Below are 16,782 nucleotides of genomic sequence, written 5' to 3' on the forward strand. Positions count from 1 at the left end.
GGGCCGCGGTCGCGGCGAACAGGCGGCGGAAGTCGTGGTCGCGCAGGAGTCCGGGGTGCGGGGCCGAGGGCATGCGGTCACCGGCCCCCGGTCGTGGTCCGGCGTCCGGCCGGATCCGACGGCGCGGGGTGGTCGACTCCGAACTCGTAGACCACCTGGCGTCGTCCGTCCGGAACGACGATGTCGGCGGTCTCGACGGGGCGTCCGCCGGTGTCGTGGATGGTCCGCTCGATCCGGAGCACCAGGTCCCCGGGGCTGATGCCGAGGAGATGCGCCTGTTCCCGGGTGGCATGAGCGGGGCGGGGCCGCTCGACGACGGTGTGGACCACCACACCGATGGAGCGCATGCGGTGGACCACGCCCCTGCCGGCGAGCGGTCCGGCCTCGGGGAGCACGATCGGCGTGCCGCCCGTGACGGCCATCGGCTCCCAGGACCGCGAGAGTTGGACGGGCCGGCCGTCGGCGAGGAACTCGTAGTGGGTGGTGACGCAGGGATCGCCGGGACTGATGGCGAGCCGCTCGGCCACGGCCGCGGTGGCGGGGACGCGTAGCAGGCTGTGCGCGTCCCAGGAGGTGGCGCGGCCCCGCTCCTCCGCCGGGTCGGGGAGGGGGGAGCCGGCCAGGTGTTCCCGGTACCGGGAGCGGATCACCGGCAGGCGCTCGCGCGGGACGCCGACGTAGGTCCCCGACCCCGCGCGTCCCTCCAACAGGCCATCGCCGATCAGGATTTCGACCGCCCGCTGTGTGACGTTCCGCCCGACCCCGTACTCCTCGGCCAGCCTCAGCCGCGACGGCAGGCGCGCTCCGACCTCCCACTCGCCCGCACGGATGCGGGCGCGCAGCGCGTCGCTGACGGCAAGGTACGGCGCCTCCCTGGGCAATGTGGCTCCTCCGGTCGTCGTCCCGCGCGGCCGCCGGGTCCGCCGGACGGCATCCACAAGCTATTCGACGGACCGAAAGCTGCTGGAGTAGCTGTCGGCGGCCGGACCGCGCCCCGGTGCGGCGGCGTCGAGTTCGTCGAGCATCTCGCGGGTGAAGCCGAACCAGTAGGTGGCCAGGAGGCCGGTGGTGTAGCCGGTCGCCAGGCCGGCGGCGTAGACGGCCGCGCCGACCGCGAAGCCGCGGGAGCCGGTCAGCAGGGGGAAGAGCGCCCAGCCGGAGGGGCCGATGGCGGTCGAGCCGACGCCGGCGCCGAGCTGGCCCAGCAGCCCGACGACGGCCCCGCCGCAGGCTCCGCCGAGGCAGGCTGTGACGAACGGGCGGCCGAGGGGGAGCGAGACCCCGTAGATGAGCGGCTCGCCGATGCCGAGGAACCCCGCGGGGAGCGCGGACCTGATGGTCGCCCTGATCGAGGCGTTGCCACGCAGCCGCAGGTAGACGGCGACGGCGCAGCCGACCTGCCCGGCCCCGGCCATGGCGAGGATCGGCAGCAGCACGGTGGAGCCCTGTTGCTCGATCAGGGTGGTGTGGATCGGGATCAGCGCCTGGTGCAGGCCGAGCATGACCAGGGGGAGGAACAGGCCGCCGAGGAGCAGCCCGGCGAGGGCACCGCCGTGGGACAGCAGCCAGGTGGCGACCTCGCCGATCGCCGTGGCGGCCTCCCCGGCCAGGAACATCAGGCCGTACAGGGTGACCAGGCCGGTGACGAGCACGGTGACCGTGGGGGTGAGGAGGACGTCGAGGGCGTCGGGCACCACCCGGCGGGTCCACCGTTCGACCTGGACCGCGAGCAGTGCGGCGGCGAGTGCGCCGATCACCCCGCCCTGGCCCGGCGCGAGGTGGTGGCCGAAGACCTCCACCTTGGCGACGCCCGCGTAGACGATCACACTGGCCACGGCGCCGCCCAGTACGGGTGTGCCGCCGAACTCCTTGGCGGTGTTGTAGCCGACGAACACGGCGAGCAGGGACATGAACCCCGCGGAGACGGCGGTGAGGGCGGGTACCAGTCCGGGCGCCCGGCCGAGGTTGGTGAGCGCGCCGTTGAGACCGGCCACGATGCCGCACCCGATCAGTGCGGGGATCAGCGGCACGAAGACGTTGGCGATGCGGCGGAGCACGAGCCTGACCGGGGTCGCGTTCCTGGCCCGGGCCTGCGCTCTGATCGCCGCGCCGCGCCGGGCCAGGTCCTGGGCTCCGGCGGCGGCACCGGTGGCCTGGCCGGGCGCGGCGGTGGTGGTCTCCCGAGCGGCGCCGCCGTCCTGCCGCACCCCCGGCTCCGGCGGCCCGTCGAGGAGCGCCCGGAATGCGGCGGTCACCCGGGTGACGACGCCCGGGCCGAGGACGATCTGACAGGTGTCGTCGTCGACGACGCCCAGGACGGCGGGAAGCGCGCGGAGCCGCTCCTCGTCCACCCGGGACCGGTCGTGCAGGCCGAGCCGCAGCCGGGTCATGCAGTGGGCGACGGAGTGGACGTTGGCGGGCCCCCCGACGAGCGGGAGGACGGCTTCGGCGGTGGCACGGTGTTCGTCGTCGGGCATGACGGGCCTTCCGTGGGCTCGGTGCGGAACGTCGGAGCTGCCGGGGCGCGTCGCGCGGGCGACCGTCGGCGCGGCGGGGCGACGCGGCGGCGGTCGGCGCGTGAGCGAGCCGAGGACCACCAGGATGGCGCGCCCGGCCCCGCAGGCGGCGCGGGCGGCGTCCGAGCCGCGGTCGTGTCGTTGCGGGCCGTACGCCGGGCCGGGCCACGCGGGGCGGGACGGGCGGAAGTCCGGCCTCGCCGACTATTGGTAGGTAACTTTACTTTCGATTACGCTGTCGGACGGCGGCTCGGCGCGGCGCCCGGTCCTGACGGGGCGTGACGCGCTCAGTGAGAGCTCTGACCCGGCCGCTGCGGTGTTGCGGTCGCCGCGTGCCCGGTGAGTTCGTGTGCTGTGAACCGGGGTCCAGCTCTCGCCGTCTCTCAAGGTCATGGAGTCCAGGGATGCGTCTGGGTGTCTCGGCAAGGCCTGTTCGTGTCGGAGTGTTCGCCGCCGTGCTCGCGCTGCTCGGCGGCCTGTTGCTCGGCTGGTCCGGGCGGGCGGGAGCGGCGGGCGATCCGCTGCTCTCGCAAGGGAAGGCCGCGACGGCCTCGTCCACCGAGGGGCCGTCGTACGCGGCGGGGAAGGCGTTCGACGGGAGTACCTCCACGCGGTGGGCGAGCGCGGAGGGGAAGGACCCGCAGTGGCTGCGGGTGGACCTCGGGGGGAACGCCACCGTCTCCCGGGTGAAGCTGAGTTGGGAGTCCGCCTACGCGAAGGCGTACCGTTTGGAGGTGTCGGCGGACGGGGTGACCTGGACGACGGTGGCTCAGGAGAAGGCCGGGAACGGCGGGACGGACGACTGGGCGGGCCTGGCCGGCAGGGGCCGCTACGTCCGGATGTACGGGACGGCGCGCGGGACGTCCTACGGGTACTCGCTGTTCGAGATGCGGGTGTACGGGGTGCCGGACGGCGGCCCGTCGCCGACCGGCCCGTCGCCGACCGGCCCGTCCCCGACCGGGACCACGCCGGCCGGGGCGTTCACCGTGGTGGCGGCGGGCGACATCGCGGCGCAGTGCACCGCCTCGGACAGCGGGTGCGCGCACCCGAAGACGGCCGCGCTGGCCCAGCGGATCAACCCCCGGTTCTACCTGACGATGGGTGACAACCAGTACGACGACGCCCGGCTGACGGACTTCCGGAAGTACTACGACAAGACCTGGGGGGCGTTCAAGGCGAAGACCCACCCGGTGCCGGGAAACCACGAGACCTACGACCCGGCCGGGCCGCTCGCCGGGTACAAGGCGTACTTCGGCAGCATCGCCTACCCGCAGGGGAAGAGCTGGTACAGCTTCGACGAGGGCAACTGGCACTTCGTCGCACTGGACTCCAACGCGTTCGACCAGAGCGCCCAGATCGACTGGCTGAAGGCCGACCTGGCGGCCAACGCGAAGAAGTGCATCGCCGCGTACTGGCACCACCCGCTGTACTCCTCGGGCGGGCACGGCAACGACCCGGTCTCCCGGCCGGTCTGGAAGATCCTCTACGGCGCCAGGGCCGACCTGGTGCTGAACGGGCACGACCACCACTACGAGCGGTTCGCCCCGCAGGACCCGGACGGGAAGGCCACCGCGGACGGGATCGTCGAGATCGTCGGCGGGATGGGCGGCGCCGAGCCGTACCCGATCGAGCAGGTCCAGCCGAACAGCCAGAAGCGGATCAGCGGCGACTACGGCGTGCTGAAGCTGGACTTCACCGACTCCGGCTACGGGTGGACCTACGTCGGAACGGACGGCCGGGTCAAGGACACCGGCCCGACGTACAGCTGCCACTGATATGTACCTGGCCACCACCGGCCGCCGTACGGACTCGCCGCGCCGCCCCGCCGGGACGGGGCGGCGCGTCCCCGGCACGGTCGTCGCGCTCGGCGCGGTCAGCCTGGTCACCGACGTCTCCTCGGAGATGGTCACCGCCGTGCTGCCGCTCTACCTGGTGCTGGGGCTCGGCCTCTCGCCCCTGCAGTTCGGCTTCCTCGACGGGCTGTTCAACGGCGCCACCGCGCTGGTCCGGCTGCTCGGCGGCAGGCTCGCCGACCGCGGCGGCGGCCGGCACCGGACGGTCGCCGGGGCCGGCTACCTGCTCTCGGCACTCTCGCGGCTCGGGCTGCTGCTGGCCGGCGGGGCGGCCGGCGGGATCGCCGCCGCGCTGGCCGCCGACCGGCTCGGCAAGGGCGTGCGGACCGCGCCGCGGGACGCGCTGATCACGCTCAGCGCACCGCCTGACGCACTCGGCCGGGCGTTCGGCGTGCACCGGGCGATGGACACCACGGGGGCGCTGCTCGGACCGCTGGTCGCGTTCGCGGTGCTGTGGGCGACGGCGGACGCGTACGACGCGGTCTTCGTGGTCAGCTTCGCCACCGGGCTGCTCGGCGTGCTGGTGCTGGTGCTGTACGTCCCGGCCGGTCCGGCGCCGCCCGCCCGGGCGGAGCCGACGACAGCGCCGGTGTCCGGGCCCCGACCGGCCGGGCGGCCGCGGAACCGGGCACTCGCCGACCCGGTGTTCCGCAGGGTCGTCACCGCCGCCGCACTGCTGGGCGCCGCGACGATCGGCGACTCCTTCCTCTACCTGCTGCTCCAGCGCGGCCTGGACCTGCCGGCCCTGCTCTTCCCGTTGCTGCCGCTCGGCGCCGCGGCCGGCTACCTGCTGCTGGCCGTGCCGGCGGGGCGGCTCGCCGACCGCTCCGGCAGGCGCGTTCCGTTCCTCTGCGGGCACGGTGCGCTGCTCGCGGCCTACCTCACCCTGCTGGCCCCGCCGGCGTGGCCGGTCGCCGTGCTCGTCCTGCTGCTCCTGGGTGTCTTCTACGCCGCCACGGACGGCGTGCTGATGGCCCTCGCCGGCCCGGTGCTGCCGCTCGACGGCCGGGCGAGCGGGCTCGCGGTGCTGCAGACCGGCCAGGCGCTGGCCCGGCTGGCCGGTGCGGCCGGCTTCGGTGCGGCCTGGACGTGGTGGGGGCCGCGCGCCGCCCTGGCGGTGGCCGCACTCGCGCTGGCCGCCGCACTCGCCGCCGCCTGGCGGATCCTGCCGAAGGGGGAGGTCTCGTGAAGGCGCGTCCGGTGGTGCTGATCGCCGCCGCCCTGGTGCTGCTGGGCGGATCGCTGGGCTACGTGCTGCACGCCCGGCAGCGCGGCGGCGGGCCTCGGCTCGCCGCCGCGGAGAGCTCGTTCACCCTGGACGAGGCCGGGCTCTACTACCGGGACGGCGCCACCGGGCGGGTCGCGCGCAGCCCGGGGGTGCCGGACGGGCCGTCCTGCGTCCGCTTCTACGCCGCGGGGGACCGGGCCCTGTGCCTGCGGGCGCTGTCCGGCACCCCGGCCCGTACCCAGGCGGTGGTGTACGACCGGCGGTTCACCGAGCTCCAGACGGTGACGGTGCCCGGCATCCCGAACCGGGCCCGGGTGTCGGCGTCCGGGCACCTGCTCTCCTGGACCACCTTCGCGGTGGGGGACTCCTACGCGGCGGGGACGTTCTCCACCCGGACGTCGATCCTGGACCTGCGCACCGGCTACCTGGTCAAGTCGATCGAGTCCATCCCGCTGACCGTCGACGGCAGCCGGTACCACGCCGCCGACGTCAACTTCTGGGGCGTCGGCTTCGCCGCCGACGACAACCGCTTCTACGCCACCGTCTCGACCGGCGGTCGGACCCACCTGGTCGAGGGCGACCTCAAGGCGTGGTCGGCCCGCACGCTGCGGGAGAACGTGGAGTGCCCCTCGCTCTCGCCGGACGGCACCCGCATCGCCTTCAAGAAGAAGGTCTCGGCCGACCCGGCGGCGCCCTGGCGGCTCCACGTCCTGGAACTGGACGGCATGCGCGAGCATCCGCTGGCCGAGTCGCGCAGCGTGGACGACCAGGCGGCCTGGCTCGACGGCGGGACGCTCGGTTACGCGCTGCCGGCCCGGGAAGGCAGGGGTACCGACGTCTGGAGCGTGCCGGCGGACGGCGGCGGGACGCCGCACCTCCTGGTGGCCGGCGCCTCGTCGCCGGTGGCCGTCGCGGCGGCGCCGGACTGACCGGTCCGGCCGGGCGGCCACCGGCGTGCCCGGGAGGTCATTGAGGGGGCTGCCGGACTTCGCGAGGTGTCCGGCGGCCCGGCCGGGTGCCAGACTAATCATGAGGGCTGGAGGTCGTGATGGGGTTCTACGCCGATCAGGTCGTGCCGCGGATCTTCAACGTCGTCTGCGGGACGAAGGAGGCCGCGCACCTTCGGCGACGGGTCTGTGAGGGCCTGGAGGGCGATGTCCTGGAGATCGGGTTCGGCTCGGGGCTGAACGTCCCGTTCTACCCGAGGGCCGTGACCCGGGTCGCCGCGGTTGATCCCTCCGAGGTGGGCTGGAAGCTGGCGGCCGAGCGCGTGGCGACGACATCCGTCCGGGTGGAGCGCGGGGGCCTGGACGGTCAGGTGCTGTCCTTCCCGGACCACAGCTTCGACGCGGCGCTGTCGACCTGGACGCTGTGCACCGTCCCGGACGTGGAGGCCGCCCTCCGTGAGGTGCGGCGAGTCCTCAAGCCCGGTGGGACGCTGCACTTCGTCGAGCACGGCCTGGCGCCGGAGGGCGACGAGGGCGTGCGTCGCTGGCAGCGGCGCCTCGACCCGCTGGAGCAGCGGCTGTTCGCCGGGTGCCACCTGACCCGTCCGGTCACCGAGTTGCTGACGGGGGCGGGCTTCGTCATCACCGATCTCGACGTCTTCTACGAGAAGGGCGCCCCGAAGCCGCTGGGGGCCGACTCCCTCGGCGTGGCCGTTTCGCCCGCCTGAAGCGGGACCCGGCGGGCGCGCCCGCGGCCTTCCGCGGGTCCTCGGCGCGCCGACGCGGCGGTGCGCCGAGGTGCGGCGCGGCCGCAGGCCCCGTGGTGGGGCCGTCGGCCGCGCCGTGGCGGCCGCAGGCTCAGCCCGCCGCGGTCGCCCGCGGGCTCTGGCCGGCATGGTCGGCGTGGGCCGACCGCGCCGCGCTCCGACCGGGGAGCAGCCGGTCCAACGCGTACGGGCCGCCGCCGATCGCCGCGATGGCGAGGAACGCCCAGCAGAACATCACCGACGGTTCGCCGTTGTTCTGCAGCGGCAGCAGGGCGTGTTCCTGATGGACCGTGAAGTACGCGTAGGCCATCGAACCGGAGCAGATCAGCGCCGCGATGCGGGTGCCGAGGCCGACCACGACCAGGCTGCCGCCGACGAGCTGGATCAGTGCCGCCCACCAGCCGGGCCACTGTCCGACGGGTATGGTGCCGCCGCCCTTGGCGCCGCCGAACACGCCGAACATCGACGCTGCGCCGTGGCAGGCGAAGAGCAGCCCGACCACGACCCGGAACGCGGTGAGGACGATCGGGCGTGCGACGTCGAGCGCCTGGGTCTGGGTTCTTGCCATGGGGAATTTGCCTCCTGTGGGGAGGGAACAAGGGGACGAGCGGCGGTAAGGGTACCCTTAGCGATCTTGAGTTGACAATACGTCAGTCATTCGGCCGTGCTCGAAGGGTTTGGTTCGGGGGCGGTTGGACCCGCCCCCTGATTCTTGACCGATCGATCTCGATATGACTATGGTTCAGATATGGCGCGAACCAAGGAATTCGACCCGGACGCGGCGCTCCAGTCGGCGCTGGAGCTGTTCTGGCGGCGCGGCTACGAGGCGACGTCGATGGCCGACCTGGTCGACGAGCTGGGGATCGCCCGGGCCAGTGTCTACGCCACCTTCGGCAGCAAGCGGGAGCTCTACCTGCGCGCGCTGGAGCGGTACGGCGAGCAGTGCGATCCGGGGCTGCTCGCCGAGCTGTCCCAGCCCGGTCCGGTGCTGCCGGCCGTCCGCGCGGTGGTTCGGCGGTATGCCCGGGAGTCCTGTGAGGACGGCGAGAGCGGCCTCCGGCGCGGATGCTTCGTCACCAACGCGGCGGTTGAACTCGCCCCGCACGACCCGGACGCGGCCCGCCGGGTCGCGGCCAGCCTCGGCCACCTGGAGACGGTGCTCACCGCCGCGCTGGTCCGCGCCGAGGCGCAGCACGAGCTGCCCGAGGGGCGTGACCCGCGCGCGCTGGCGCGGATGCTGCTGGTGCTGCTGCAGGGCATGCGTGTGATCGGCAAGGCCGGCGACGGGTCGGCCCGCCTGAACGACGCCGCCGAGCAGGCGCTCGCCCTGTTGGACTGAGCCCGTCCGGCCGGCCGCCCGTTCGGGCGTCGGCGGTCGCCCGGGCCTGCGCACTCGGCTGCCCTCTTTCTGGATCGAACGGTCAATACAGGTGGCGACCGCTGAGAGAGGGCGTCAATTCGATGCGTCCACGACCGGGGTTCGCCCCGACCGCGGCCGCGGTCGCCCGCCCCGTCCCGAGACACGGATCCGACCCCCAACCCCTGACCCAGACCGCACAGAGGAGTGCTCCGCATGACCACGCGTTTCGCCGACCGTTCCGTCCTCGTCACCGGCGCCGGCAGCGGCATCGGCCGCGCCACGGCCCTGGCCTTCGCCCGCGAGGGCGCCCGGGTCGCCGTGGCCGGCCGCACCGGGTCCTCGCTCGCCGAGACCGTCCGGCTGATCGAGGCGGCGGGCGGCAAGGCCCTGGCCGTCGTCGGGGACGTCGCCGACGGTACGGATGCCGCCCGGCTGGTCCGCACGACCGTAGAGCAGTTCGGCGGTCTCGACGTCGCCGTCAACAACGCGGGCATCCTCGGCACGCCCGGCCCGATCGCCGACACCGACGAGCAGGACTGGCAGCGCCTGATCGACACCAACCTCACCGGTACCTGGCTCGCCATGAAGCACCAGATCACCCACATGCGGGCGAACGGCGGCGGCGCCATCGTCAACATCTCCTCCAACCTCGGCACCCACATGCGCCTGGCCGACCTGGGCGTCTACGCGGTCACCAAGGCGGCGGTCGCCACCCTGACCCGCGCCGCCGCCCGCGACCACATCGCCGACGGGGTCCGGATCAACTCGGTCAGCCCCGGCCCGGTCGACACCACGATGTCCAGCCGCCCCGGCGAGAACGCCGCCGAGAAGGCCGACCGCATGAGGGCTCAGGTCCCGGCCGGCCGTGCCGGCACGGTCGAGGAGATCGCCGCCGCGGTGCTCCACCTCGCCTCCCCGGAGTCGGCCTTCACCGTCGGCGCCGACCTCGTCCTCGACGGCGGCATCACGGCCTGACGGCCTGACGGCCTGACGGCCTGACGGCCGGAGCACCGGCGGTACCGTGCGGCCGGTTCGGGGGTCCGGCCGCACGGTACCCGGCCGCGGCCTCCGGCGCCGCGGCCGCGCCGCGGCGTCTGCCCGTTCACGGGCGCCCTCGCTCCGGCGGCCCGCCGGGGCCGTCCGGGTCCCGTCCGGGTGCCCCGCCCACCGGGAGGCGGGGCAGGGCGTAGGGGTGGTGGTCGCGCAGGTGGCCGACGAGGTGTTCGCGCAGCCGGCAGCGGAGCTCGAACGCGTCGTCGGCGTTCGCCGCCGTGGCCAGCGCCCGGACGACGATGGTGGTGGGGGTGGTGTCGACCACCTGGAGGGCGCTGCCCTCGCCGTCCCACAGCTCGCTCTTGGCCAGGAAGTCCTCGAACTCCTCCCGCAGCAGCCCCACCGGGGCGTGGTGGTCGAGGTGGAGCAGCGCCGTGCCGGTGATCCGGCTGGAGCGACGGGACCAGTTCTCGAACGGGCGGCCCACGAAGTACGACATCGGCATCACCAGCCGCCGCTGGTCCCAGGTCGCGATCACCACGGCCGTCAGGGTGATCTCCTCCACCGTCCCCCACTCGCCGGCCACCACGACGACGTCGCCGATCCGGGCCAGATCGCCGAAGGCCATCTGCACCCCGGCGAAGACGTTGGCGAGCGTGCTCTGCGCCGCCACGCCCGCCGCCACGCCGACCAGCCCGGCGGAGGCCAGCAGGCTCGTCCCGATGCCGCGGACCGTCGGGAAGGTCATCAGGACGGCACCCAGGGTCGCGACGGCGATGAACGCCTGGCCGATCCGGCCGATCAGGCTGGCCTGGGTCCGGGCGCGGCCGGCCCACGCAGGGTCACGGCGGTACACGGCGAGTCGGACGGCGCCGTCCACGAGCAGCGCCACCAGGCGGGCGCACAGCCAGCCGCCGGAGGCGATCGCGAGGACCACGGCCAGGTGCCGCAGCCCGTCGCGGGCGGCGGGCGGCGCGTCGACCCACGGCTGCGCGGCGGCGAGCAGGAGGCACGCCGTCAGCGCCAGGACCGGGCGGCGGCACCTGTGCACGAGGTCCGGGACGCCGGTACCGCTCCCGGGGGCCGTCAGTCGCCGCGCCACCACCTGCGCCGTCCGGTCGAGGCCGTAGGTGAAGAGGGCGGCTGCCGCGCCGACGGTGGCGAGGCGGAGCAGACTCCACCACATGTCCGGCTCTCCTCTCTGCTTCGTGTGGGGGGTGTGGGGGCGGGGCAGGACGGCGTCCAGCGGCTCGGCCCCGCCGCTCGGGCGGCGGGTGACCGGCCGTCGGCGCGTGTCGCCGAGGGCGGCGGGCCCGGGCCCGGTCAGGCGGCCAGCAGGTCCTTCAGAGCCTGGTCCCAGTCGATCCGGGTGTGTTCGAGGCCGGGCGGGACGAGGCGGGTGGTGCCGGCGAGGAACCGGGTGACCGCCTCGGCGGGGGCGGCGAGCAGTGCGATGCCGTCGCTGCCGCCGAGGGCGATCAGCACGTGCGTGTCCTCGAACAGCGTGATGTGGACGTCTCCTTCGCCCGCGGGCGCGTGCAGTCCGGCGATGAGCAGGTCGCGCGAGAGCGTCCAGACCGCGTCCGCCTGGTAGGAGTCGAAGTCCAGTGTGATCGCGTGGGGATCGTCGGTCCGGTAGGACCAGTCGACGTGCAGGACCTGGCTGTGCTCGTCGCCGGTCACCAGGCGCATGGCGATCCGGGTGGTGAGATGTTCCATGGTGTGGGTTCCCCTTTCCCGGGGTTGTCGGTCGGGCCGGTCGGGTTCTTCGGTTGGGCAGAAGCCCGTTCAGGCGGCGGCCGGTCCGTCGTCCTGCTCGACGTGGCGCTTGAAGTCGTTCAGGTCGTCGATGACGCGGCGGTCCACGAAGCCGAGCGCCTCGGCGAGGTGTTCCCAGAACCCCTGCGGCTCGGTCTCCAGCTGGAGCATCACCCGGGTCGTCCGGTCGTCCACGGAGTGGAAGGTGACCACGCCGCTGTGCCGCACCGGGCCGCCTCCGCCGTCCCAGGCCACCCGTTCGCCCTCCACGACCTCCGTCGTCACGGCCTCGAAGCGGCGCCGCCCGCCCGCGGTTTCGATCACCCAGCTGCTGCCCTCGGGTCCGGACACGTCGACGCTCACCACGCCGCGCATGAAGCGCGGGAAGTCCTCGCACCGGACCCACTGCTGGTAGACCTCGCCGAGCGGCGCCGCCACCTCGACCGACTCCTCGATCCGTCCCATCGTCTCCTCCTCGACGTCCGGTAGCTGCTTCCGATGCCCCGATGTCCCCCGACGTCCCCGATGCCGCCGCCCGCGCGGCGGTCTGGCTGTCCGCGTGCCCCGATCCCCGCCGGGCATGCACGGAGGGGATCGCCGACACCCACCCCGCACCTCCGCGGCGCACGCCCGACCGCCCGTCGGCGCGGCCGTTCACACAACCCTCACAGTGGGAGTGGACATGGAGCCGGCCCCGGCGGGTAACCGGGGACGGACCGTACGCCGAGGGGAAAGGACCGACATGGCCACGACCAGTGACGAACTCCTCCACCGCGCGACAGCCCAGGCCCCGGACGAGGCCATGGCGGCCGACACTCCGGGCATCCTCCATGCCGTCGCCCCGGAGCTCGACGGCATGGAGGATGCCCGGAGTGTCGCCCCCGGCGACGCGCGCGAGCTGACCCGTGTCCTGCTGGCCCGGCTCGCGACGCTGGAGGAGGGCACCCGCGAGTACTCCTACGTGCGGGCCACGCTCATCGAGCTCAACCTGTCCCTGGTGCGGTTCGTGATCCGCCGGGTGGGCAACCGTCAGGAGCCCGAGGAGGACCTGATACAGGTCGGCTCGCTGGGCCTGATCAAGGCGATCGACCGCTTCGACCCCGACCGCGGGGTGGAGTTCACCACCTTCGCCGTGCCGACCATCCTGGGCGAGGTCCGCCGCCACTTCCGCGACACCACGTGGGCCGTCCACGTCCCGCGGCGCCTCCAGGAGCTGCGCATCACCCTCGCCAAGGCCCGTGACGTGCTGTTCCAGCACCTGGGCCGTGCGCCGACCGTCGGCGAGCTCGCCGAGCACCTCGCGTTGTCGCAGGAGGAGGTGATCGAAGGGCTGGCGGCCGCCAACGGCCACACCGCCGGTTCCCTGGACGCCCCGTCCGCCGACGGCCAGGACGACGGCCCGAGCCCGCTCGCCCAGCGCCTCGGCCGGGAGGACCCGAGGTTCGCCGCGATCGAGAACCTGATCGCCCTCAAGCCGCTCATCGCCGAGCTGCCCGAACGCGACCGGCTCATCCTGTCCATGCGCTTCGGCGAGGACCTGACCCAGTCCCAGATCGGCGACCGCCTCGGGCTGTCCCAGATGCACGTCTCCCGTCTGCTCGGCCGCATGCTGACGACGCTGCGCGAAGGGCTCAGCGCCACCTGAACCGGTACCGGGGCAGAGGATTTCACGCGACGCGACGCGACGCGGCAGCCCGGCACCGACGCGGCGCCCGGCGCCCCGGCGCCGTGGCGCGTCGACGGGAACGGCGCGGCTCGGCGCCGGGCCGGGACCACATGCCACGCCACGCACGCCGCCCGGGGGCTGGCCGCACCCCGGGCGGCGTGCGTAGGCTCGTGGCGCAGACCCGTGGAGGGGAACACGACGACGATGCCAGCCGAGAAGACGATGCCCGCAGAGAACGAGCCCGCCACCGTGCCACCGACCACCGGCCCCGTCGAGCCCGCCTGGCTGCCGAGCGCCCGGCCCGTGCCCGACCTGGTCGTCCGCACCCGGCACACCGACACCCGGGCGGCCGTCTGCACGCTGGCCGGCGACCTCGACATCGAGACCCTCGAACCCGCCAGGAGCACGCTGGACGACCTGGTGGAGCAGCATCCGTCGCTGCTCGTCGTCGACCTCGGCCGCATCGCCTTCTGCGATTCCTCAGGCCTGAACCTGCTGTTGCGGACCCGGATGGCGGCCGCGGCGGCGGACGTGGAGTTCCGCCTCGCGGCGCCCTCCGCCATGGTGCAGCGCCTGCTGGAACTGACCTGCGCCGACACCGTGTTCTCGATCCACCCGTCCGTGGACGCCGCGCTCGCCGCACCGCTCTGACCACCGCCGCCGGGCGGCGGGCAGAAGCGGGTACGCATACTCCGGCGACGGCCGGGAAACCGAGCAGGCGAAGCGGAACCAGAGCTGCCGACACCGAAGGGGACCCCGCACATGACGACCAGCCGGGCAACCCTGGACGACGACCGGCCGGGCACCGGTCCCACACTGCCACCCGGCGGACAGCGCCGGCGCCTGCACCTGGCCGGGCTGCCGAAGCCCGTCGCCCGCGCCCGGGCGTACACCGTGCAGGCCGTCGCCGACTGGTCGTGGCCGGTGAGCGCCGCCGGCGCCGACGACATCGTGCTCCTCGTCGCCGAACTGGTCGCCAACGCCATGCTGCATGCCGGCGGCCCGGTGGACCTGGTCCTCGACGCCTCGCAGGCGCGCCTGCGGATCGAGGTCAGTGACCGGTCGACCGCCCTGCCCGAGCCGCGCCGGCCGCACCGCCCGGGTCTGCCCGGCGGGCACGGGCTCTTCATCGTCCAGCGGGCGGCGAACCGCTGGGGCGCGGTGCCCGAGGGCGACGGCAAGACGGTCTGGGCCGAGATCGACGCGCTGCCCCCGCACCCCGGTGGCTGACGCGAGACCCCGGCTGCGCCCGACCGCCGCTACGGGGCCGGGTCTCCCGAAACCGTCACGGGCTCCAGCCGCAGGCGCTGGCTGGGCCACGGCGGCGGCGTGGCCGGGCCGAACCAGACCCGGAGGTCCTCGCCCGTGCGGACGGGCAGCTGCGGATAGTCGTTCTCCGCGTGCTCGGTCCTGTGCAGCGCATGCTCCGGACCGAGATGGCGGGCGGCGTACGCGTCGAAGGCGGCCGCGCCGGACGGCCGGCAGATCGTCGCGACCACCTCGCGGGCGCCCGCCTCCGGTGCGAAGCCCGGGCCGCGCAGCAGCAGGACGTCGTCGCTGTCGACCATGGTCGCGTTGGCCGCGTCGCGGTGCCGCCGCCAGAGCGGGCCGGTGTAGAACGTCTCCAGCGCACGCCGGCGGTGCACCATGTCGGGGAACGCGCGCAGCCAGACGAAGCGGTCGGGGTCGTCGAGGTCGCGGAACCGGCCACCGACGGTGATGCCGACCGCGCGCTGGCCGGCGACGAACTCGCGCTCGAACAGCTCGATCAGCGTCTCCCGGGCGCCGGGGTGCAGGGTGTACTGCCGCAGTTCGACGATGGTCATGCGCCGGCCTCCCCGGCGTGGGTCGGGTCCGTGGCCCGGTGGGGGACCGGTGGTGCGGCGGGAGCACGGTCGGCCACGTCGCAGGGGCCGGGCAGGAAGTCGAAGTCGTCCATGGGCCACAGGTTAGGGGCGCTCCACTGACATCCCCCGTCAGTGGATACTGGGCGGCATGCGCGCGAGCCGGCTGGTCACCCTGCTTCTGCTGCTCCAGAACCGGGGCCGGATGACGGCCCGGGAGCTGGCCGGGGAGCTTGAGGTCTCGGTCCGGACGGTCTACCGGGACGTCGACGCGCTCGCGGCGGCCGGGATCCCGCTCTACGGCGCCGCCGGCCACGCGGGCGGCTACCGGCTGGTCGCCGGCTACCGGACCCGCCTCACCGGGCTGACCGCGGACGAGGCGCAGGCCGCGTTCCTCGCCGCCCTCCCCGGCACCGCCGCCGAGCTCGGCCTCGGCGAGGCGCTCGCCACCGCCCAGCTCAAACTCCGGGCGGCCCTCCCGGCGGAGCTGCGCGAGCACGCGGGCCGGATCCAGGAGCGCTTCCTGCTCGACGCCCCCGGCTGGTACGGCGATGCGGCCCGGCCGCCGCACCTCGCCGCCGTCGCCGCCGCGGTGTGGTCGCGCCGGGCGCTGGTACTGCAGTACCGGCGCTGGCGCGCGCCGGAGGAGATCGAGCGGCGGGTCGAGCCGTACGGGATCGTGCTCAAGGCCGGCCGCTGGTACCTGGTCGCCGGCGGGCCGTCCGGAATCCGCACCTACCGGGTCGACCAGATCATCGGACTCCGCTCCCTGGAGGAGGAGTTCGTCGTCCCGGACGGCTTCGGGCTGGCCGCGCACTGGCGCCGCCACCTGTCCGACTTCCGGGCCCGGCTGCACACCGGGGAGGCCCTGGTCAGGCTCACCCCGGAGGGCGCCCGCCGCCTCGGCGTCACACCCGGGGGCGACGGCTGGACGGAGGTCCGGGTGCCCATAGAATCCATCGACCACGCCCACGGCGAGTTCCTGCGGCTCGGCACCGACATCGAGGTCGTGGCACCGGCCGAACTCCGCGCCCGCATCGCCGGGACGGTACGGACCCTGGCCGCGCGCTACGAAGGGTGACGCCCGCCGGCCCAGCGGTGCCCGCCACCCGCACCGCACCGGCCCGGACGGCTGGACCCTGTGCACCGCCGACGGAAGCCGGGCCGTGCAGGTGGCGCCCACGGTGGCGATCACCGAGGACGGCCCGCGCATCCTCGCCCTGCCCCGGCGGCGGAGTCCGCCGCTCCGAGCCCGGGTCTCCCGGGCGAGACCGTGATCGACGCCACGCGCCGCCGGTCGGCGGCCCGGAGTAGCGTGCGAGCCATGGACAAGGACTTCGCGGTGCGTGTCACCGTCCGCGGTTACGAGACCGACGCGCAGGGCCACCTCAACCAGGCGGTGTACCTCCAGTACGCCGAGCACGCCCGGTGGGAGCTGCTCCAGGCGGCCGGCGTGCGCCAGGCGGACCTGCTGGCCAGGGGGGTCGGACCGGTGGTGCTGGAGACCACCGTCAGGTACCTGCGGGAGCTGCGCGCGGGTGACGAGGTGGACGTGAGCTGCCGGTTCATCTGGGCCGGCGGCAAGACCTTCCGGGTCGCGCAGACCGTCACCCGGGCCGACGGCGTCGTCGCCGCCGAGGTGACCTGCGTGGGCGGGTTCCTGGACCTGGCGCAGCGGCGGCTGGTCGCGGACTCACGGGAGCCGATGACCGCGCTGGCGTCGGACCCGGGGCTGCTCGGTCTCTGAACCTCCGGCCGCCCTCGCCGACGGCCCCGCCCGGACGCCGCCCCTGCCGGCCGGGGAACGGTGCCGTCCGGGCGGATGACCCGGCGGATGGGTACCGCCCGGA

At 74.4% G+C, this 16,782-nt stretch carries 18 protein-coding genes; 11 read left to right on the forward strand and 7 right to left on the reverse strand.

The window, feature by feature from the left end; all coding sequences use genetic code 11:
• Nucleotides 1-77 precede the first annotated feature (77 nt).
• On the reverse strand, nt 78-881 hold the full coding sequence (locus ACF9IK_RS33385) for a GntR family transcriptional regulator (protein WP_395297802.1): 804 nt from the start codon (nt 879-881) through the stop codon (nt 78-80).
• 60 nt (nt 882-941) lie between these two features.
• Nucleotides 942-2,477 (reverse strand): PTS transporter subunit EIIC, encoded by a 1,536-nt coding sequence (locus tag ACF9IK_RS33390; RefSeq protein ID WP_395297803.1) that lies wholly within the window; start codon nt 2,475-2,477, stop codon nt 942-944.
• 482 nt (nt 2,478-2,959) lie between these two features.
• Here ACF9IK_RS33390 and ACF9IK_RS33395 point away from each other — a divergent pair, with 482 nt between their 5' ends.
• From ACF9IK_RS33395 to ACF9IK_RS33410, 4 genes are all read left to right on the forward strand, one after another.
• On the forward strand, nt 2,960-4,291 hold the full coding sequence (locus ACF9IK_RS33395) for a discoidin domain-containing protein (RefSeq protein WP_395297804.1): 1,332 nt from the start codon (nt 2,960-2,962) through the stop codon (nt 4,289-4,291).
• 1 nt (nt 4,292) lies between these two features.
• Nucleotides 4,293-5,558 (forward strand): MFS transporter, encoded by a 1,266-nt coding sequence (locus ACF9IK_RS33400; RefSeq protein ID WP_395297805.1) that lies wholly within the window; start codon nt 4,293-4,295, stop codon nt 5,556-5,558.
• Nucleotides 5,555-6,526, forward strand: a complete 972-nt coding sequence (locus ACF9IK_RS33405) for a TolB family protein (RefSeq protein WP_395297806.1) — start codon at nt 5,555-5,557, stop codon at nt 6,524-6,526. The genes ACF9IK_RS33400 and ACF9IK_RS33405 overlap by 4 nt, the downstream gene beginning before the upstream one ends.
• Nucleotides 6,527-6,645: 119 nt before the next feature.
• A complete protein-coding gene (locus tag ACF9IK_RS33410; protein WP_395297807.1) occupies nt 6,646-7,272 on the forward strand; it encodes a class I SAM-dependent methyltransferase in 627 nt (208 codons plus the stop codon).
• A 130-nt stretch (nt 7,273-7,402) separates the two neighbouring features.
• Here ACF9IK_RS33410 and ACF9IK_RS33415 read toward each other — a convergent pair whose 3' ends face one another.
• Complete coding sequence (locus ACF9IK_RS33415; RefSeq protein WP_395297808.1) at nt 7,403-7,879, reverse strand: DoxX family protein; 477 nt, start codon at nt 7,877-7,879, stop codon at nt 7,403-7,405.
• Nucleotides 7,880-8,059: 180 nt separating this feature from the next.
• Here ACF9IK_RS33415 and ACF9IK_RS33420 point away from each other — a divergent pair, with 180 nt between their 5' ends.
• Nucleotides 8,060-8,650, forward strand: a complete 591-nt coding sequence (locus tag ACF9IK_RS33420) for a TetR/AcrR family transcriptional regulator (protein WP_395297809.1) — start codon at nt 8,060-8,062, stop codon at nt 8,648-8,650.
• Between the two features lie 234 nt (nt 8,651-8,884).
• On the forward strand, nt 8,885-9,646 hold the full coding sequence (locus tag ACF9IK_RS33425; RefSeq protein WP_395297810.1) for an SDR family NAD(P)-dependent oxidoreductase: 762 nt from the start codon (nt 8,885-8,887) through the stop codon (nt 9,644-9,646).
• 127 nt (nt 9,647-9,773) lie between these two features.
• Here the strand turns inward: ACF9IK_RS33425 and ACF9IK_RS33430 are convergent, their stop codons facing one another.
• From ACF9IK_RS33430 to ACF9IK_RS33440, 3 genes are all read right to left on the reverse strand, one after another.
• Nucleotides 9,774-10,850, reverse strand: a complete 1,077-nt coding sequence (locus tag ACF9IK_RS33430; RefSeq protein WP_395297811.1) for a mechanosensitive ion channel family protein — start codon at nt 10,848-10,850, stop codon at nt 9,774-9,776.
• A gap of 137 nt (nt 10,851-10,987) precedes the next feature.
• Nucleotides 10,988-11,383, reverse strand: coding sequence for an SsgA family sporulation/cell division regulator (locus ACF9IK_RS33435; RefSeq protein ID WP_395297812.1), 396 nt, complete (start codon nt 11,381-11,383; stop codon nt 10,988-10,990).
• A gap of 69 nt (nt 11,384-11,452) precedes the next feature.
• Nucleotides 11,453-11,887 carry an SRPBCC family protein gene (locus ACF9IK_RS33440; RefSeq protein WP_395297813.1) on the reverse strand — a complete coding sequence of 145 codons (435 nt, stop codon included), beginning with the start codon at nt 11,885-11,887 and terminating at the stop codon, nt 11,453-11,455.
• A 277-nt stretch (nt 11,888-12,164) separates the two neighbouring features.
• Here ACF9IK_RS33440 and ACF9IK_RS33445 point away from each other — a divergent pair, with 277 nt between their 5' ends.
• From ACF9IK_RS33445 to ACF9IK_RS33455, 3 genes are all read left to right on the forward strand, one after another.
• Nucleotides 12,165-13,067: an RNA polymerase sigma factor SigF gene (locus tag ACF9IK_RS33445; RefSeq protein ID WP_395297814.1), complete on the forward strand. Its 903-nt coding sequence runs from the start codon at nt 12,165-12,167 to the stop codon at nt 13,065-13,067.
• Between the two features lie 225 nt (nt 13,068-13,292).
• Nucleotides 13,293-13,739, forward strand: a complete 447-nt coding sequence (locus ACF9IK_RS33450) for an STAS domain-containing protein (RefSeq protein ID WP_395297815.1) — start codon at nt 13,293-13,295, stop codon at nt 13,737-13,739.
• Nucleotides 13,740-13,850: 111 nt separating this feature from the next.
• The gene (locus ACF9IK_RS33455) at nt 13,851-14,318 is read left to right on the forward strand and encodes an ATP-binding protein (RefSeq protein ID WP_395297816.1); all 468 of its coding nucleotides are present in this window, start codon (nt 13,851-13,853) and stop codon (nt 14,316-14,318) included.
• 29 nt (nt 14,319-14,347) lie between these two features.
• Here ACF9IK_RS33455 and ACF9IK_RS33460 read toward each other — a convergent pair whose 3' ends face one another.
• A complete protein-coding gene (locus tag ACF9IK_RS33460) occupies nt 14,348-14,914 on the reverse strand; it encodes an NIPSNAP family protein (RefSeq protein WP_395297817.1) in 567 nt (188 codons plus the stop codon).
• Nucleotides 14,915-15,083: 169 nt separating this feature from the next.
• Here ACF9IK_RS33460 and ACF9IK_RS33465 point away from each other — a divergent pair, with 169 nt between their 5' ends.
• Nucleotides 15,084-16,013 (forward strand): helix-turn-helix transcriptional regulator, encoded by a 930-nt coding sequence (locus tag ACF9IK_RS33465; RefSeq protein WP_395297818.1) that lies wholly within the window; start codon nt 15,084-15,086, stop codon nt 16,011-16,013.
• A gap of 243 nt (nt 16,014-16,256) precedes the next feature.
• Complete coding sequence (locus ACF9IK_RS33470) at nt 16,257-16,679, forward strand: acyl-CoA thioesterase (RefSeq protein WP_395297819.1); 423 nt, start codon at nt 16,257-16,259, stop codon at nt 16,677-16,679.
• Nucleotides 16,680-16,782: the final 103 nt, after the last annotated feature.

The sequence above is a fragment of the Kitasatospora hibisci genome (assembly GCF_043950205.1).
Taxonomy (GTDB): domain Bacteria; phylum Actinomycetota; class Actinomycetes; order Streptomycetales; family Streptomycetaceae; genus Kitasatospora; species Kitasatospora hibisci.

What these genes read in the sequence shown, in the direction of transcription:
- ACF9IK_RS33390 (WP_395297803.1), bottom strand. Translation starts at nt 2,477, where the DNA reads ATGCCCGACGACGAACACCGTGCCACCGCCGAAGCCGTCCTCCCGCTC.
- ACF9IK_RS33400 (WP_395297805.1), top strand. Translation starts at nt 4,293, where the DNA reads ATGTACCTGGCCACCACCGGCCGCCGTACGGACTCGCCGCGCCGCCCC.
- ACF9IK_RS33410 (WP_395297807.1), top strand. Translation starts at nt 6,646, where the DNA reads ATGGGGTTCTACGCCGATCAGGTCGTGCCGCGGATCTTCAACGTCGTC.
- ACF9IK_RS33415 (WP_395297808.1), bottom strand. Translation starts at nt 7,879, where the DNA reads ATGGCAAGAACCCAGACCCAGGCGCTCGACGTCGCACGCCCGATCGTC.
- ACF9IK_RS33420 (WP_395297809.1), top strand. Translation starts at nt 8,060, where the DNA reads ATGGCGCGAACCAAGGAATTCGACCCGGACGCGGCGCTCCAGTCGGCG.
- ACF9IK_RS33425 (WP_395297810.1), top strand. Translation starts at nt 8,885, where the DNA reads ATGACCACGCGTTTCGCCGACCGTTCCGTCCTCGTCACCGGCGCCGGC.
- ACF9IK_RS33430 (WP_395297811.1), bottom strand. Translation starts at nt 10,850, where the DNA reads ATGTGGTGGAGTCTGCTCCGCCTCGCCACCGTCGGCGCGGCAGCCGCC.
- ACF9IK_RS33435 (WP_395297812.1), bottom strand. Translation starts at nt 11,383, where the DNA reads ATGGAACATCTCACCACCCGGATCGCCATGCGCCTGGTGACCGGCGAC.
- ACF9IK_RS33440 (WP_395297813.1), bottom strand. Translation starts at nt 11,887, where the DNA reads ATGGGACGGATCGAGGAGTCGGTCGAGGTGGCGGCGCCGCTCGGCGAG.
- ACF9IK_RS33445 (WP_395297814.1), top strand. Translation starts at nt 12,165, where the DNA reads ATGGCCACGACCAGTGACGAACTCCTCCACCGCGCGACAGCCCAGGCC.
- ACF9IK_RS33450 (WP_395297815.1), top strand. Translation starts at nt 13,293, where the DNA reads ATGCCAGCCGAGAAGACGATGCCCGCAGAGAACGAGCCCGCCACCGTG.
- ACF9IK_RS33455 (WP_395297816.1), top strand. Translation starts at nt 13,851, where the DNA reads ATGACGACCAGCCGGGCAACCCTGGACGACGACCGGCCGGGCACCGGT.
- ACF9IK_RS33460 (WP_395297817.1), bottom strand. Translation starts at nt 14,914, where the DNA reads ATGACCATCGTCGAACTGCGGCAGTACACCCTGCACCCCGGCGCCCGG.
- ACF9IK_RS33465 (WP_395297818.1), top strand. Translation starts at nt 15,084, where the DNA reads ATGCGCGCGAGCCGGCTGGTCACCCTGCTTCTGCTGCTCCAGAACCGG.
- ACF9IK_RS33470 (WP_395297819.1), top strand. Translation starts at nt 16,257, where the DNA reads ATGGACAAGGACTTCGCGGTGCGTGTCACCGTCCGCGGTTACGAGACC.